This window comes from Luedemannella helvata, from assembly GCF_039528415.1.
Lineage (GTDB): Bacteria > Actinomycetota > Actinomycetes > Mycobacteriales > Micromonosporaceae > Luedemannella > Luedemannella helvata.
The window spans coordinates 174,820-191,086 of sequence record NZ_BAAALS010000010.1 but is presented as its reverse complement, the minus strand read 5'-3'; the positions used below and the strand labels follow the sequence as shown (position 1 = coordinate 191,086).

The 16,267-nt window shown below is 68.3% G+C and carries 12 protein-coding genes; 5 read left to right on the top strand and 7 right to left on the bottom strand.

Annotated elements, in window-relative coordinates; all coding sequences use genetic code 11:
- Positions 1–848, top strand: an 848-nt coding sequence (locus ABD191_RS12825; RefSeq protein ID WP_344080675.1) for an alpha/beta hydrolase, incomplete at its 5' end; no start/stop codon positions are given.
- 37 nt (positions 849–885) lie between these two features.
- Here ABD191_RS12825 and ABD191_RS12820 read toward each other — a convergent pair.
- The 7 genes from ABD191_RS12820 to ABD191_RS12790 form a co-directional block, all read right to left on the bottom strand.
- Positions 886–1,911, bottom strand: a complete 1,026-nt coding sequence (locus ABD191_RS12820) for a LacI family DNA-binding transcriptional regulator (RefSeq protein ID WP_344080672.1) — start codon at positions 1,909–1,911, stop codon at positions 886–888.
- A 90-nt stretch (positions 1,912–2,001) separates the two neighbouring features.
- Positions 2,002–3,669: a GH39 family glycosyl hydrolase gene (locus ABD191_RS12815; protein WP_344080669.1), complete on the bottom strand. Its 1,668-nt coding sequence runs from the start codon at positions 3,667–3,669 to the stop codon at positions 2,002–2,004.
- A complete protein-coding gene (locus ABD191_RS12810; RefSeq protein ID WP_344080666.1) occupies positions 3,662–5,287 on the bottom strand; it encodes a glycoside hydrolase family 43 protein in 1,626 nt (541 codons plus the stop codon). Before ABD191_RS12810 ends, ABD191_RS12815 begins: the two co-directional genes overlap by 8 nt.
- Positions 5,287–6,813, bottom strand: coding sequence for an alpha-N-arabinofuranosidase (locus ABD191_RS12805; protein ID WP_344080664.1), 1,527 nt, complete (start codon positions 6,811–6,813; stop codon positions 5,287–5,289). The genes ABD191_RS12810 and ABD191_RS12805 overlap by 1 nt, the downstream gene beginning before the upstream one ends.
- A 37-nt stretch (positions 6,814–6,850) precedes the next feature.
- Positions 6,851–8,743, bottom strand: a complete 1,893-nt coding sequence (locus ABD191_RS12800) for a glycoside hydrolase family 127 protein (RefSeq protein ID WP_344080661.1) — start codon at positions 8,741–8,743, stop codon at positions 6,851–6,853.
- A 65-nt stretch (positions 8,744–8,808) separates the two neighbouring features.
- Complete coding sequence (locus ABD191_RS12795) at positions 8,809–9,813, bottom strand: LacI family DNA-binding transcriptional regulator (RefSeq protein ID WP_344080658.1); 1,005 nt, start codon at positions 9,811–9,813, stop codon at positions 8,809–8,811.
- Positions 9,814–9,932: 119 nt separating this feature from the next.
- Entirely contained in the window at positions 9,933–10,160 is a 228-nt protein-coding gene (locus ABD191_RS12790; RefSeq protein WP_344080655.1) for a glycoside hydrolase N-terminal domain-containing protein, read from the bottom strand.
- Between the two features lie 169 nt (positions 10,161–10,329).
- Here ABD191_RS12790 and ABD191_RS12785 point away from each other — a divergent pair, with 169 nt between their 5' ends.
- From ABD191_RS12785 to ABD191_RS12770, 4 genes are all read left to right on the top strand, one after another.
- On the top strand, positions 10,330–12,000 hold the full coding sequence (locus tag ABD191_RS12785) for an ABC transporter substrate-binding protein (protein WP_344080652.1): 1,671 nt from the start codon (positions 10,330–10,332) through the stop codon (positions 11,998–12,000).
- Positions 12,001–12,073: 73 nt separating this feature from the next.
- Positions 12,074–13,099 carry an ABC transporter permease gene (locus ABD191_RS12780; RefSeq protein WP_344080649.1) on the top strand — a complete coding sequence of 342 codons (1,026 nt, stop codon included), beginning with the start codon at positions 12,074–12,076 and terminating at the stop codon, positions 13,097–13,099.
- The gene (locus tag ABD191_RS12775; RefSeq protein WP_344080693.1) at positions 13,099–14,031 is read left to right on the top strand and encodes a carbohydrate ABC transporter permease; all 933 of its coding nucleotides are present in this window, start codon (positions 13,099–13,101) and stop codon (positions 14,029–14,031) included. Before ABD191_RS12780 ends, ABD191_RS12775 begins: the two co-directional genes overlap by 1 nt.
- An 86-nt stretch (positions 14,032–14,117) precedes the next feature.
- Positions 14,118–16,208, top strand: coding sequence for a glycoside hydrolase family 36 protein (locus ABD191_RS12770; RefSeq protein WP_344080645.1), 2,091 nt, complete (start codon positions 14,118–14,120; stop codon positions 16,206–16,208).
- Positions 16,209–16,267 lie beyond the last annotated feature (59 nt).

The following is a 16,267-nucleotide window of genomic DNA, read 5'->3' as shown; positions in this document are numbered from 1 at the left end:
GCGCCAACCAACAATGGCAACTCGTACGCGTCGCAGCCACCACACCCACCAGCGGAGCACCCGTGTCATCGACCCCGGCGGCCATCAACAACAACTTCGCCGTCACCCGGGAAGGCGCCTACGGCACCAATGTCTACACGGTGTTCAGGCCGTCGAACCCGGCTGCGGTCGGATACCCCCTGCCTGTCCTCGTGTTCGGCAACGGTGCGTGCGCACACACCGACAACAGCGAGGTGACGGGGATCCTCACCTTCATCGCCTCCAAGGGTTTCGTCGTTGTGGACACCGGCTCCGTCAACAACACCAACAACGGCGTGGCCAGCGGATATCCCATTCCGTCGCTGCTCACGAATGCGATCAGTTGGGCCGAACGCGAGAACTCCCGCAGCGGTGCGGCGTTGTACCAGCGGTTGAACCTGTCCAAGGTCGCCGCCGCCGGTCACTCCTGCGGCGGGTTGGAGGCGCTCGTCGCCGCCCAGGACAGCCGGGTCAAGAGCGTCGTCTCACTGGACAGCGGCTTCTTCGCCGACGGGTCGTTCGGCTACCAGCGCTCGGAACTCTACAAACTGCACACTCCGGCGCTGTTCATGGACGGAGGACCGTCCGATATCGCGTACTCGAACACGCAGGCGAACTACGACCTGGCCACGGTGCCCTCCGTGCTGGCCTCGCATTCGCAGGCAGGCCATGGCGGGTTCATCACCGGGGCGCAGATGACGGAGGGCATGACGGTGGTGGTCCAGTTCCTGGACTTCACACTCAACGGCACCGCGTCCGCCAGGTCGTTCGTCATCGGCGGCGGCCTCGCGGCCAGGCCGAACTGGACGGTACGCAGCAAGAACTTCTGAGGATGCCGGGGGCGGCCCGCCAGGGCCGCCCCCGGCACTACGCCTTCGGCGCGCCGGTGCTGCCGCGAACGATCAGGTCGGCGGAGAAGGTGGCCTCCCGGCGGCTGTGCTGCCCGCCTCCCGCCAGGGACACAACCATGTCCACCGCCGCAGCGGCCATCTCCTCGAGCGGCTGACGCACCGTCGTCAGCGGTGGCGCCAGCCAGGACGCCGGTGGGATGTCGTCGAAGCCCACCACGCTGAGGTCATCGGGAATGCGAACGCCCAGATCGTAGGCCGCCTGGTAGACGCCGATGGCGTCCCGGTCGCTGGAGGCGAAGATGGCGGTCGGTGGATCGGGGAGCCCGAGCAGGTACCGGCCGTTCTCGACGCCGCCGGAAATCTGGAAGTCGCCCTGCCGGATGAGGTCCGGGTCGATCGGTACCCCGGCTGCGTCGAGCGCGGCCCGGTAGCCGTCGAGCCTGGCCCGGCTGGCCAGGGCGTGCGTGGGCCCGGCGATGAGCCCGATGCGCCGATGGCCGAGGTCCAGCAGGTGGCGGGTCGCCGACAGCCCGGCGCTCCAGTTGTTGACGCTGACGGACGGGAACTGCGGGCCAGGCTCGGCGAGCGGATCGACCATCACGAACGGAATGTGCCGACTGCGGAACAGCTTGACCTGGGTCGGCGTGGGGCTACAGAACACCCACAGCACGCCGGTGGGCCGGCGCGACACCAGTTCGTCAACCCAGCCGCGGCTGGGCGCCTGCCGGCCCTCGAGTCCGGACACCATGACGGCCAGGTGGTGTTCCCGGGCGGCCCGTTCGGCACCCACGATGATCTCCATCGCGTAGTCCCCGCCCAGTACGTTGAAGACAAGCTCCACCAAGGGTGCCGGGGCGGTGACCTTGCGTTGGCGCCGGTATCCCCACTCTCTGATCACATCTTCAACGAGATCGCGGGTCTCGCCGGCCACCGCACGACCGTTGACGACCTTGGAAACCGTCGCGACCGAAACCCCCGCACGCTCGGCGATCTGCGCAATGGTCAGCGGACCACGTTCGATTGACCGGCCTTCCGATGTCACCGCGGCAGTTTAAGTTATCTTCCCCCTATCGTGGTCACACGATCCGAGCCGACGCTCCCGCCAGGTACGAGTAATGCGCTCGTCGTGCGACTAGCTCGTCGCCTCCCGATCCGGGCGCTGGCCGCCGGGAGGCGTTGGCGCGACCGAGGCGACCGCCCAGGCGGGCAGCGTGAGGTCGATGTCGAGGACGCCGTCGTCGCCGACGGTGAGCGTGCTGCGGCGGAGGCCGTCGGCGACGTTGCGCAGCTCGGCGGTCTGTTCCCGCGTGATGTTGAGCGGGGCGCCCATCTGGTACCAGGCCTCGGCAACGTTCCCGTGCTCCCAGTCGAGGATCTCCACGGTGAGCTCGGTGCCCGGGCGCAGCCCTTCGATCCGGTGCCGGACGCGGCGCTCGGGGCCCATCTTCGCGAGGGCTCGCGTCTCGGCGTAGCCGTTGCGGGACGCGAGCCCCGTTGTGCCCATCTCGGCGGGGTAGTTGTAGAAGATGGCCGACACGTCACCCGTCGCGGACGAGCGGGTGATGGCACCGTCGGGCAGCTCGGCCAGGAGGCGGTCCCCGAGGCGGTGCAGCATGGCCATCGCGTGGAACGTCGGCTTGTGCAGGCCGTTCTCGTTAACGAACCCGAAGCCTCCGTGGAAGGGGCCCATGCCGCCGCCGCCCTCCTCGAACACGTCGGTGAAGGTCCAGTAGGAGATCGAGTCGGCCAGCGGCGCGCCCCTGAGGAACGCCCGGACGATGTACGCGGCGGCGAAGAGCGTGTCGTGGATCGCGTCGCGGCTCGACGGCGACGTCGACCACTCGGTGATGTGCAGCTCGGCGTCCGGGTACGGGCTGTTCTCGATGATCGTGCGCATCAGTCGCAGGTCGTCATAGGTGGCGTCCCTGTGACGCGTGATCGCTGTGAGATTGCCCAGGGAGTCCGCCGCGTAGTCGGTCGGGTACAGGTGCGTCGACAGGAAGTCGATGGGCACCTTCCGTTGCGCGCAGTACTCGATGAACTCGTGGATCCACACCGGCTGCCAGTCGAGCTTGTCCGGGTCGTCGGCCACCGCGGTCTCGACCTCGAGCGACCGGTCGTGGGTCTCTCCGGAGTAGCGGGCGTCCGGGACGAACACGCTCGTCGACGGGCCACCGACCCGCAGCTGCGGGTCGATCGCCTTGATCGCCTGCGCGGTCGCCTCGTAGAGCTCGAAGTACTGGGTGCGCGTTCCGGTCCAGAAGTTCGGCACCAGGTTCGGCTCGTTCCAGACCTCAAAGAGCCACTGCCGCACCTCATCGATGCCGTACCGGTCGATCCAGTGCCGCACCGTCGTGTCGACCAGCTCGACCCAGCGGCTCATCTCCTTCGGCGGGCTGCAGTGGGCCTTCCACCAGAAGAGGGTCTCGGTCTGGGTGGCGAGCCCACGGGGCATGAATCCGAGCTCGACGAACGGACGGGCGCCGGCGTCGAGGATGGCGTCGAACACCTTGTCGACGTACGCGAAGGTGTAGACCGGCTCAGGCAGCGGCTGGTTCGGGCCGAAGCCGCCGCCGTAGTCCGTCCGGTACACGAACATGTCGTCGTGGTACAGCCCGTGGAAGCGCACGTAACGTGCGCCCAGCACCCCGACCGCCTCGCGGAAGTGCGCCTGCCAGTCCGCCCGCAACGCCTCGTTGGCGCGGCCAGCACCGACGCACTCGTTCCACACGTGATGCAGCGGCACCTCGGCGGGCGCCTGTCCGTCGATCAGCAGGGCCGACGTCGCCTGCTCAGTCATGGCGAGCTCCTTCGCTCTGGCTTGCGAGCCCGGTGGTGTCGCTGACCCGGAACCAGTCCACGTCGACGTATCCCCCGGGCTCGGCGGTGGCGTAGTTGAAGATGGCGAACCGGTACCCGGTGAAGTGCGCGAGGTCGAACCGCATCCGCACGGTGTCGCCCAGCCACGTCCAGTCGCTGCCGTCGTACGAGTACGCGAACGCCGCCGTATCGACGGCGTCCCGGAAGTCGACGGCGGCGCGCAGGTGGACGACGTCCGCCCGCAGCGGCACCGGTGCGCTGGTGAAGGCGATCATGCCGTCGCCGCCTGCCCGGCGCATCACCAGGCTCCTGGTCCCGCGCTCCATCGTCACGGCGAGGTATCCGTACGTGCGCTGGAGGGCGCAGATGCCCGCGACGTCCCCGTCCTTCATGTGCGAGACGTCCAGCGAGACGGTGCCGGAGCTGGTGGGTCCGAGCGTGCGTTGGGTGAGCGTGTTGCGCGCGTCGAGGATGCCCGACGCGACGCTGCCCGTGGTCAGCCGCAGGTGTCCGGGCCGCTCGGTGAGCGACCAGAACCGGTTGTCCGGGTTGTGGTTCCACTGCCACTGCAGCCCGAGGTTCGACCCGTTCCAGCCGTTCTCGGCGGACTCTGCCAGGTGGTCCGCGTTGGCGGTGTTCCAGTGGCCCGCGCGCTCAGGGAGGTTGTCGAAGTCGTCCGAGGCGACGACGGCGGCCCCGTCACCGGCCGGCCGCGCGGCCGCCGCGGGCGCTTGCGGAGGGAGAGCGAACACCGGCCACCCGTCGTCGTCCCAGGTCACGCCGACGAGCTGAGGCGAACGACCCAGCGGGCCCTCGTCCTGGAACAGCATGGCGTACCACCGCCCGTCGGGCGCCTGGACGACCCCGCCCTGGGCCACGCCGGTTCCGGGCCGGCCCCCGACCGTCACGCCCTGGCTGAGCACGACCCGGCCCTCCCACACGCCGCCCGCCGACTGCGGCGTCAGCGACGCCGACCGCCACAGCACCTCCTGCCGGACGCCGCCCGACGGCCACTCGATCATGAAGACGTAGTAGTAGTCCCCGATCCTGTACGCGTGAGCGCCCTCGGCGTTGAGACCGCTGGTCTGGTCGACGTTGGCGTCCTCGACGAGCCGCGTCGCCGGCCCCTCCCACGCAAGGGTCCCGTCGTCGTGCCGGCGCAGCCTGCGCAGGTCGATCGACCCGCCACCGTAGACGAGCCAGACGTCGTCGCCGTCGAACAACAGCGACTGATCGTGGGCGTACCCGTCGAGCACCGACCTGGTCCACGGCCCGCGCTCGATGTTGGGAGTCGAGTAGATGTACGTCTGCTGCGTGGTGAGGCTGCCGACGGACACGTAGTAGGTCCCGTCATGGAACCTGATGCTCGCTGCCCAACTGCCCTGGCCGTACGCGTCCTGGCCGTTGCGCAGCGCCAGCGCGTCCGTGTCGTCGAGGATCGGCGCGGTGTACCCGACGATGGTCCAGTGCACCAGGTCGCTCGAGCGCATGATCGGGACGCTCGGCGCGAAGTACATGGTCGTGCTGACCATGTAGTAGTACCGGCCGTCGAAGACGACGTCCGGGTCGGGCACGTCCGCGAAGATGACAGGGTCCATCAGCGCAGCTCAAGCGCCACGGTGACGTAGGAGTGGGCGGGCAGGTCGACCTCGAGCCCTCGGGTGTGGGGGCGCACGCCGGCGTGGTCGGTGGGGGCGACGGTGTCGAGCCGCTCGGGGGTGTTGTGCGCGTCGAGCGCGGTGGCGGTCAGCACCCGCGCGGTGTGCCCGACGACGTCGCGGCCGCGCAGGTCCAGGACGAGGGTGCGGTCCGTCTCGGCGTCGAGGTTGGACAGGGAGACCAGGGCGGTGTCGCCCTTGACCGACGCGGACGCCGAGATCAGCGGCAGGTCGGTCGCGTCGACCGCGCGGGTCTCGACGTCGCGCAGGTGCACCGCGAGGGCGGCGGCGTCGTGGTGGCCGGTGTTCATGGCGAAGACGTGGTACGTCGGGGTGAGCACGAGCGCCCCGGTGTCCGGGTCGGTAAGGATCATGGCCTGCAGCACGTTGACGGTCTGGGCGATGTTCGCCATGACCACGCGCTCGGCGTGACGGTGGAACGCGTCGAGGTGCACCGAGGCGACCAGGGCGTCGCGCAGCGTGTTCTGCTGGTACAGGAACCCGGGGTTGGTGCCCTTCTCCACGTTCCACCACGTGCCCCACTCGTCCACGACCAGGCCGACCTTGCGGTGCGGGTCGTAGCGGTCCATGACCGTGGAGTGCCGGGTGAGCAGGTCCTCCATGCGCCGGGCGCGGGCCATGGTCACGTACCACTCGTCGGTGCTGAACCCGGTGGCGTCGCCCTTGTCCGACCACGACCCGGCCATCGTGTAGTAGTGCAGCGACACGGCCTGGAACGGGCCCGCCGACCCGGCCGGGTCCGCCGCCAGGTCGTCGAACGAGCGCATGAGCGTCTCGGTCCAGTGCAGGTCGGCCTCGTTCGCGCCCGCCGCGATCCGGTACAGCTGGTTGCCGCCGTGGTTACGGGTGTAGGTCGCGTACTGCCGGGCCAGCGAGGCGAACTGCTCGGCGCGCAGGTTGCCGCCGCAGCCCCACGCCTCGTTGCCCAGGCCCCAGAACGGCACCCGCCACGGCTGCTCGCGCCCGTTCGCCCGCCGCAGCGCCGCCATCGGCGAGTCGTCCCCCCGGGTCAGGTATTCCACCCACTCCGACATCTCCGCCACCGACCCGGACCCCACGTTCCCCGACACGTACGGGTCAGCGCCGAGCAGCTCGCACAGGTCCATGAACTCGTGCGTGCCGAACGCGTTGTCCTCCACCACGTCGCCCCAGTGCGAGTTGACCATCCGCGGGCGGCTCTCGCGCGGGCCGATGCCGTCACGCCAGTGGTAGTCGTCGGCGAAGCAGCCGCCCGGCCAGCGCAGGTTCGGAATCGAGATCGCGCGCAGCGCCTCGACCACGTCCGAGCGGATGCCCCGCACGTTCGCGACCGGCGAGTCCTCACCCACCCAGAACCCGCCGTAGATGCACCGCCCCAGGTGCTCGGCGAAGTGCCCGTACACGTGCCGGTTGATCGTGGCGCCGGGCAGGTCGAGGTCGATCACTGCGGTCGTGGTCGTCGTCATCGTCTTCCTATCAGTTGCGTTTCCGTCATTGCAGGCCTCAGCGAGGAGCTCGCGGCAGCCAGACGCGCATCGGGCCGGGGGCGCGGTTGCCCCAGGTCGAGAACGGGATCGCTGTCACCGTGTGCTCGTCCCCGAAGTCGGTGGCGGTGTCCGGGCCGTAGAGGCCGCCCGCGGCGTTGATCACGCGGCACGTCAGGACGAGCGTGTCGCGCTCGCCGACGGTGATCGGCGCGGGCAGGACCGCGAGGTCGTCGACGTCCAACGGTGCGTCCAGGTCCGCCTGCTCGACGCAGTAGACAACCGGTCCCCGTTCGACCGCCACCGCTGCGCGCAGGGCGTCGACGCGGTGATGGGCGGTGGTCAGCCGCGGCGTCAGGTCGAGGTCGAGCACGTAGCGGGCGCCCGGCTCCAGCGGCACCCGGGCGTACCCGTCGCCGTCGCGCCCGCGAGGGCCGTGGGGGCCCACCACGGTGGAGCGCGGCGACCATCCGGGGATGCGCACGGACAGCTCGGCGCCGGGAACGACGTCGCCCTCGACGCGGATCTCGATCCGCCCGTCGGCGGGGTAGTCCGTGATCACCCGCACCGTGCCCGTCCCGAGCTCGGCGGGCAGGTCGATCTCCGCGTCGGCGAGCTGGTGGAGCCAGAGCGCGCCATCGGCGACGGTGGCGACGTAGGCGCTCAGCGCAGCGACGGTGCGGGCGATGTTCGGTGGGCAGCAGGCGCATGCGTACCAGGACGCCCGCTCGCGGGGCGCGTTCTCCTCCGAGTGGTGGTCGCGCCGCAGCTGCAGCGGGTTGGCGTAGAAGAACCGGGTGCCGGTCGCGTCCACGGCGGCCGCGAGCGCGTTGTGCACTTCCCGCTCGATGGTCTCCGCGTAGCGGGCGGCGCCGGCGCGGCCGTCGGCCAGCAGCATCCGCCAGGTCCACAGCAGGTCGGCGACCGTGGCGCACGTCTCGGCGTAGGCGCGCTCGGACGGCAGCTCGTAGTCGTCGCCGAAGGCCTCGTCGCGGTGGCGGGACCCGAACGCGCCCGAGAGGTACATCTTGCGGTCGTGCGCGCTGCCCCACTGGGCGTCCATGGCCCGCAGCAGGGAGTCGTCGCCGGTCTCGAGGAACACGTCGGTCACGCCGGCGTTCAGGTAGAGCTGCCGGACGGCGTGTCCGACCGCGGCCGTCGACTCGCGCACCGGGCGGTGGTCCTGGAAGTAGTGGGCGCCGAGCGACCCGACGGGCAGCAGGCCGTGGCCGCGCAGGTCGATCATCCTGGATGCAAGGTCCAGGTACGCGCGCTCCCCCGTCAGCCGGTACAGCTCGACCAGGGCCGTCTCGATCTCGGGGTGTCCGCAGATCCCGTCCTGGCCGCCCGGACCGAACCGCTCGACGAGCAGGTCGGCGAGACGGCGGGCGACGTCGAGCAGGTCGGTGCGCCCGTCGGCGCGCACCAGCGCGACGGCCGCCTGGATGAGGTGCCCGGCGACGTACATCTCGTGCGTCCACTCGAGCGCCGCGAACTTCTTCTCGGGTGCGACGCCCTGGATCCACGTGTCCACGTACCCGGAGGGCTCCTGCACGCGCGCCACCAGGGCGATGACGTCGTCGAGCCATGAGTCGAACGCGCGCGTGCGGGTACGGGCGATCTCCCACGCAACGGCCTCGATCACCTTGTAGAGGTCGGAGTCGGCGAACACGAGGCCGCGGAACTCCGCGTCCGACTCCCCGAGAAGCCGGCGGAAGTTGTCGAGGACGCCATAGACCTCCAGCTGCTCGATGCAGTGCGGGATGGTGTCCTCGCCGTTGCGCTGCTGCCAGACTGCCAGCGGACCACCGACAAGGCGCACGGACGGGATCGGCAGCGGCCGGTGCCGCGTCCCGGCGATCGGGGATGCGGGTACGGCGCGCACGGCGGAGGCGCGCGCTGGGGCGCTCACAGCATGGTCTCCTTCGACCGAAAGGGGCTGGAGGGGCGCGGCGTTGCGCGCGCGAGTGCACGGCCCTACGCGCCACCGCGGGTGGAGCCACGCACCACGAGACGGACGGGCGAGACGACGTGCTCGGCCGGGCCGGTCCAGCCCGCCATCTGCCGTCGCAGCAGACCCACCGCGGTCTCGGCGACACCTTCATGGTTCGCGTCGACGGAGGTCAGGCCGGGCGGGACGAAGCTCGCCATGTCGAGGTTGTCGAACCCGGCGAGCTGGACGTCAACGGGCACACGAAGCCCGCTCTCCGCCAGCGCCGCGACGGCCCCGAGCGCGATGACGTCGGTGACGGCGAAGACGCCGTCGAAAGGCAGACCGGACGCGATGACGCCGAGCAGGGCATCACGTGCGGCGGCCGGCGTGTAGGTGGAAATGGGAACCACATAGCGTGCGTCGACGTCGAGGCCGGCATCGCGAAGTGCGCGCTCCCAGCCGATTCGGCGGTCCGACGTCATCATGTGCACGGTGTCGAACGTGCAGCCCAGCGCAAGGATGCGCCGCGAGCCGTGCTCGATCATGTGCGCCGTCGCGAGGCGGGCGCCCTCCGCGTTCGCCAGCCGGACGTGGTCGAACCGGTCGGGCACGTCACGCTCGCCGAGCAGCACGATGGGCTTGGAGGTGCGCACACGGTCGAGCTGGTCGCGGTCGAGGCCGGCGACGGACAGCAGGACGCCGTCGTAGAGCTGGAGTCGCGCGACGCTCAGCGCCGCCATCTCATGCTCCGGGCTGCCGCTCGTCCGCTCAAGGACGAGGTGCCGCCCATCGGCCTCGACCAGCGGAGCGATCTTGTCGGCGACCTCACCGAAGTAGTCGTGAAAGCTGGGCACGATGAAGGCGACCGTGTCGGTCCGTCCCGCGCGCAGGTGTCGCGCGGTCAGGTTGACCTCGTACCCCAGAGCCTCGACGGCGGCCATGACACGGGCACGCGTCGGCTCGTTCACCGGGAGGCGCTCGTTGAGAACGTTCGACACGGTCATGACCGAGACGCCTGCCTCACGGGCGACGTCCGCCATCCTCACCATGCATCCTCCTTCTCGCGACGTTCTGCCAGCCCGGCATCCTCTGACGAGACGCTCGCCCGCCCGGCCACACTGCGGGGGCGCCGTCATATTATCGATAAAATGTTTCCTGGCAAGTACGTCTACCGAGCTGATGAGGCGAACTGCCGGTAACGCACGAGCTCGCCGATGATCGCCCGCGCCACGGCCGCACGCAGCGGCGTCACGTCTCCCGGGTCGCGCCGAACCTCGGGGGCGGCAGGGGCGCCCCCGGACCAGATCAGGTCGAGGTCGAGGTCGAGACGCTCGGCGCCCGGGCGGCCGTGAACGGCGGCGCCCGGGGCACCGTTACCGAGCGTGGATCGAAACATCGACGTCTCGGTCCGTGCACAGGTCTTGACGGCACTCGATCCCGTCTCTACTTTATCGCTAAAATCGCGACGGACTCGCGACGGGATGAGGGACGTGAGGCCCGATCTCACGTCCGCAGCGCAAAGCTTCCGGCCAACATCGCCCGGACAGTTTTCTCAAAGGAGAGACATGAAGTTTGACCTTAGACGGGGCGTCCTGCGCCGGACCGGGCGGCCGCTCACCATGGCCGTCGCGGCCACGGTGGCCATCGCCCTGGCCGCCTGCTCGTCGGACAGCCCGGAAGAGGGCGAGTCGGCCCTCAGTGACTCTGCGGCCATGACGAACTACGCGGCAGACACGACGTTCAAGGCGTCCGAGCCGGTGAAGTTCTCGATGCTCTGGACCGACTGGCCGGAGAACCCGGTCAAGCCCTCGTGGCAGATCTTCGAAGAGATCAAGAAGCGCACCAACGTCTCGCTGGAGCTGACGAACATCCCGTTCAGCGACGCGAAGCAGAAGCAGAGCCTGCTCATCAGCTCGGGCGACGCGCCGCAGATCATCCCGCTGGTCTACACCGGGGACGAGCAGCAGTTCGCGGCCACCCAATCCGTCCTGCCGATGAGCGACTACGTGAAGTACATGCCCAACTTCCAGAAGTACGTGAAGGAGTGGGACCTCCAGAAGATGGTCGACAACCTCCGCCAGGCGGACGGGAAGTACTACATGGTTCCCGGCCTGCAGGAGGTCTCGGTCCCGACCTTCACGCTCGTCATCCGTAAGGACGTCTTCGAGCAGGCCGGCGCGGGCGTGCCGCAGACCTGGGACGAGCTCCGCGCCGCCCTGGTGAAGATCAAGGCGAAGTACCCCGACTCCAAGCCGCTCGCCGACGGCTTCGAGGGTGCGTCGATGCTCAACTACGCGGCCCACGCGTTCGGCACCGTCGCCGGTTGGGGCTTCGGCAACGGCACCCAGTTCGACGAGGCGAGCGGCAAGTTCATCTACGCTGCCACGTCGCCCGGCTACAAGACCATGGTCGAGTACTTCAACGGCCTGGCCAAGGACGGTCTGCTCGACACCGAGTCGTTCACGAAGAAGAACGACGGTTCGGGCACCGTGACCGACAAGTTCGCCCAGAACAAGGTCTTCGCCGCGTCCGGCTCCAACGGCACCGTCAACGACTTCTCCACCGCGCTCGACGCGGCCGGGCAGAAGGGCAAGTACGAGGTCGTCGAGATCGCCCCGCCGGGCGGACCCGCTGGCCAGATCGTCGAGCCGCGCAACTTCTGGAACGGCTTCATGCTCACGACCAAGGCCAAGGACGACCCGCACTTCCTCTCGATGCTGCAGTTCCTGGACTGGCTGTACTACAGCCCCGAGTCCCGTGACATGCTGCGCTGGGGCGTGGAGGGCCAGACCTACACGAAGTCGGGCGACAAGTACACGCTCAAGCCCGAGTACTCGCTGAAGTCCTTCAACATCAACCTCGGCGCCAAGACGGACATCGGGACGGACCTCGGCTACTCCAACAACGTCCTGGCCGACTCGACCGAGTCCCGGGCGCTCAAGGTGAGCTACAACCCGCCCGCCTTCGTCGACTACATCAACTCCGTCCTGGAGACGCGCAAGCCGCGTGCCCCCTTCCCGCCCGCTCCGCTCAACGCTGACGAGCTCGAACAGGCCGCGCTGCTCGCGACGCCCCTCAAGGACACGGTCGACACCAACACGCTGAAGTTCATCCTCGGCGAGCGCCCCCTGAGCGAGTGGGACGCCTACGTCAGCGAGCTCCAGGCGAAGAACCTCCAGGGCTACCTGGACCTGATCAACGGCGCCTACGAGCGGTTCAAGAAGAACAACGGCTGAGGCATCGACCTCGTCGGTCCGGCGGGGGCGCCACCCGGCGCCCCCGCCGGACCCTCCTCTTGAGGGGTTGTACATGGAAATCACAGACGAGCGCGCCGGCGGCGACGTGTTGGTCGCCGGCAAGGTGGAGAGCCCTCCACGAGCTCGGCCGGCACTGGTCGCACGCTTCCGGCGCGGTCGGGGCACGCCCGCGAAAAAGGTGCCGTGGAGCGTGGCACTGCGACGCGACGGCGTGCTTTACGCGATGGCCGTGCTGCCAGTTGTGTTCCTGCTGGTGTTTCGGTACGCGCCGATGCTCGGCAACATCATCGCGTTCCGACGCTTCCGTCCCGGCGGGAGCATGTTCGGCGAGTACTGGGTCGGGCTGCGCTATGTGAAGCTGTTCATCAACGACCCGACGTTCTGGCACGTCTTCTGGAACACGGTCATCCTCGGCGGCCTGACACTGGTTGTCACGTTCCCGCTGCCGATCATACTGGCGCTCATGCTCAACGAGGTGCGGGTCAGGCGGTTCAAGAAGCTCGTCCAGTCGATCTCGTACCTGCCGCACTTCCTGTCGGTCGTGATCGTGGCGGGCATGCTCATGCAGTTGTTGTCGCTGCAGGGCACCGTCAACCAGATCATCGAGGCGATGGGCGGGGAACCGATCTCCTTCCTGGCCCGCGCGGAGTGGTTCCGCACCATCTATGTCGGGTCCGAGGTCTGGCAGACGGTGGGCTGGGGCACGATCCTCTACCTGGCCGCCCTGACCACCGTGGACTCCTCGCTGTACGAGGCTGCGCGCATCGACGGCGCAGGCCTGTGGCGGCAGACGTGGCACGTCACCCTCCCCGGCATCCGCCCCACCATGGTCACGCTGCTGATCCTCAACATCGGGATGTTCCTCAACGTCGGCTTCGAGAAGGTGCTGCTGCTGTACACGCCGTTGACCTACGAGACGGCCGACGTCATCTCGACCTACCTGTACCGGGTCGGCCTCCTGTCCAACAACCTCAGCTATGCGGCGGCGATCGGCCTCTTCCAGGCCTGCATCGGCCTCGTCATGGTTCTTTCCGCGAACCTCCTTTCGCGCCGTATGGTGGGAACAAGCCTGTGGTGATGACGACGAACCCCATGCTGACGACAAAGCCGGCGGATTCCGGGAAGCCGGTCGGTCCGCATGACACGCGTGGGTACAAGGTGTTCACCGTCCTGAACACGACGGCCCTGATTGTGATCTGCGCGCTGACGCTCTACCCGTTCATCACGCTGCTCGCGCAGTCGTTCTCCAGCGCCGGTGCCATCAAGGCAGGCCTGGTCAACGCACTCCCCGTCGGCTTCAATATCCATACGTACGAGGCGGTGATGCAGGACGGTCGCTTCTGGACCAGTTACGGCAACACCGTGCTCTACACCGTCGTGGGGACCGCTATCGCGATGGTGCTCACCACCACCTTCGCCTACGTGATCTCCAAACGCCATCTGCGCGGGCGCAACGTCCTCATCGGCCTCGCCGTGTTCACCTTGTTCTTCAACGGCGGCATCATCCCGAACTACGTCCTGATCTCCTCGCTCGGGCTGAAGAACACGCTCTGGGCGGTCGTACTGCCCCCAGCGCTGTCCGTCTTCAACCTTCTGGTCATGAAGTCGTTCTTCGAGAACCTCCCCCAGGATCTTGAAGAAGCCGCCCAGATCGACGGGCTCGGTTCGTTCGGCATCTTCATCCGGATCGTGCTGCCGCTGTCGAAGGCCATCCTGGCGACAATGATCCTGTTCTACGCGGTCGCCTACTGGAATGACTGGTTCACCGCATTCCTCTACCTCGACAAGAACGACCTCTTCCCGCTGTCGCTCTTCCTGCGCAACCTCATCGCGGGCGCGTCGACCACCACCGCCGAGAGCGCCGCTGCCGCCGGCACGACCTCTGCCGCCATCTCCCCCAACATCCAGGCCGTGGCGATGATCCTGGCGATCATCCCGATTCTGTTCATCTACCCGTTCGTGCAACGGCACTTCGTGTCGGGCGTGCTGCTCGGCTCCGTCAAGGGGTGACCGTAGGCGCGGACAGCCGCGCAGGACCCGGACCCATCGGGAGGTAGTGGGTTCGGGTCCCGGCATTCCTGCCCGGAGGAGAAGCTGTGGAGATCCTGAAGGACTACGTCCTCGGCGACACGATCGCCCGCTACCTGCGGGCTGGTCCGGGCGGGCCGGTGGGAATGATGCTCTTCCCGGCCCTCATGGCAGGCCAGATCGCCGAGAAGTCGTCTGCCATCGACTCGCTCGTGCAGATCAAGACCGTCGGTGACACATACCCGGGCGGTTCGGCCGGTCGTTCGTTGCGCAACGGAGGCACCGTCGCCACGCTCACCCTCGAGTCGCAACGCGAGGACACGACCGACGCCGGTATCACGGTCGTGACCGTCCTGCGCACAAGCCAAGGGTGCGTCGTCGAACACCATCTACGGTGGCAGTCTGGCGAGGCCGCGCTGGACTCCTTCGTCGTCCTCCGCAACGAGGGACCCGACACGGTGACGCTGGAGCTGCTCTCGTCGTTCTCGCTCACTGGTCTGACACCCTTCGCCGAGGGCGACGCCACCGGCGATCTGATCCTGCACAGGCTGCGCAGCGCCTGGTCGGCCGAGGGCCGTCTGGTGTCCGACCACGTCGAGGACCTGGGCCTCGAGCAGGCCTGGGCCGGCTGGGGTCGGAGTCTGCGCTTCGGTCAGGTCGGATCCTGGCCGGTGCACGGGTTCTTCCCGACGGCGTTCGTCGAGGACAGCCGCACCGGCGTCTGCTGGGGCGTGCAGATCGCCCATCCGGCTTCGTGGCAGATCGAGCTGGGCCGCACGGACGCCGCCCTCAACCTGTCGGGCGGGCTAGCGGACCGTGAGCTGGGCCATTGGACGAAGACCGTGGCTCCCGGGGAGGAGTTCCGTACTCCCGTCGCGTACCTGACGGTCACGCAGGGTGGCGTGGACGACGCCGCCCACCGGTTGACGGCTCGCCACCAGCTCTTCCTGGATGTGCCCGCGGTCGAAGAGGCACTGCCCGTCATCTTCAACGAATACTGCACCACCTGGGGTTCGCCGTCGCCGCAGAGCCTTCGGGCGATCGTCGACCGGATTGCGGGCAAAGGGATCCGGTATCTCGTCATCGACAGCGGCTGGTACAAGGCCGAGGGCAGTGAATGGTTCAACGGTCACGGCGACTGGGAACTGGACCGCCGGACGTTCCCCGACGGGCTGACCGAGGTGCTTGATCACGTGCGGTCCGCCGGGATGATCCCCGGCATCTGGTTCGAGTTCGAGACGGTCGGCTCCCGGGCCACGTCATTCACGCTGACCGACCACCTGCTCGAGCGCGACGGCGTCCCCATCACCGTAGGCGACCGGCGATTCTGGGACTTCCGCGACCCGTTCGTGATCGGGTACCTCAAAGAGCGGGTGATCGACTTCCTCAAGGCCAACGGTTTCGGCTATCTCAAAGTCGACTACAACAACAGCATCGGAATCGGGTGCGACGGCGCGGAGTCCCTCGGTGAGGGGTTGCGCCAGCAGATGGCCGCGGTCCAGGGCTTCTTCCGCATGATCCGCGAGGAGATGCCGGACCTCGTGATCGAGAACTGCGCGTCCGGCGGCCACCGGCTGGAGCCCTCGATGCTGGCCCTCACGAGCATGTCGTCCTTCTCGGACGCCCACGAGTGCGTGGAGATCCCCATCATCGCCGCCAACGTGCAACGCGCACTGCTCCCGCGGCAGAGCCAGATTTGGGCAGTGCTGCGCACGCAGGACTCCCCACAGCGGCTCGCGTACTCGCTCACCGCGACCATGCTCGGCCGGATGTGCCTGTCGGGCGAGATCCACGAACTGAGTGACGAGCAGTGGGCGGTGGTCTCCCGGGCGATCGCCTTCTACGGGTCGGCGGCCCCGGTGATCAAGAACGGTGTCAGTCACCGGTTCGGACCGAGGATGAGAAGCTACCGGCACCCCGAAGGGTGGCAGGCAGTCCGGCGGCTGTCCCACGACGGCGCCCAGATCCTGGTGGTCGCCCACCGGTTCGGAGACGCTGTGCGAACTCCGATCGAGGTTCCTTTGCCACGGGGGACGTACGAGGTCAGCGACCACTACTCCCACCGCGAGATCGTGGTCAGGCTGACCGGGGAACGAGTAACCGTGGAACTGGATGAGCCGTTCTCTGCCGCGGCACTCGTGCTCACGCGGATCGAGTGAGAAATGCCAAGAATCCCGGTACGCGCCGGCTCCCGTACGGTTGGCCGCGCAACGTCGGA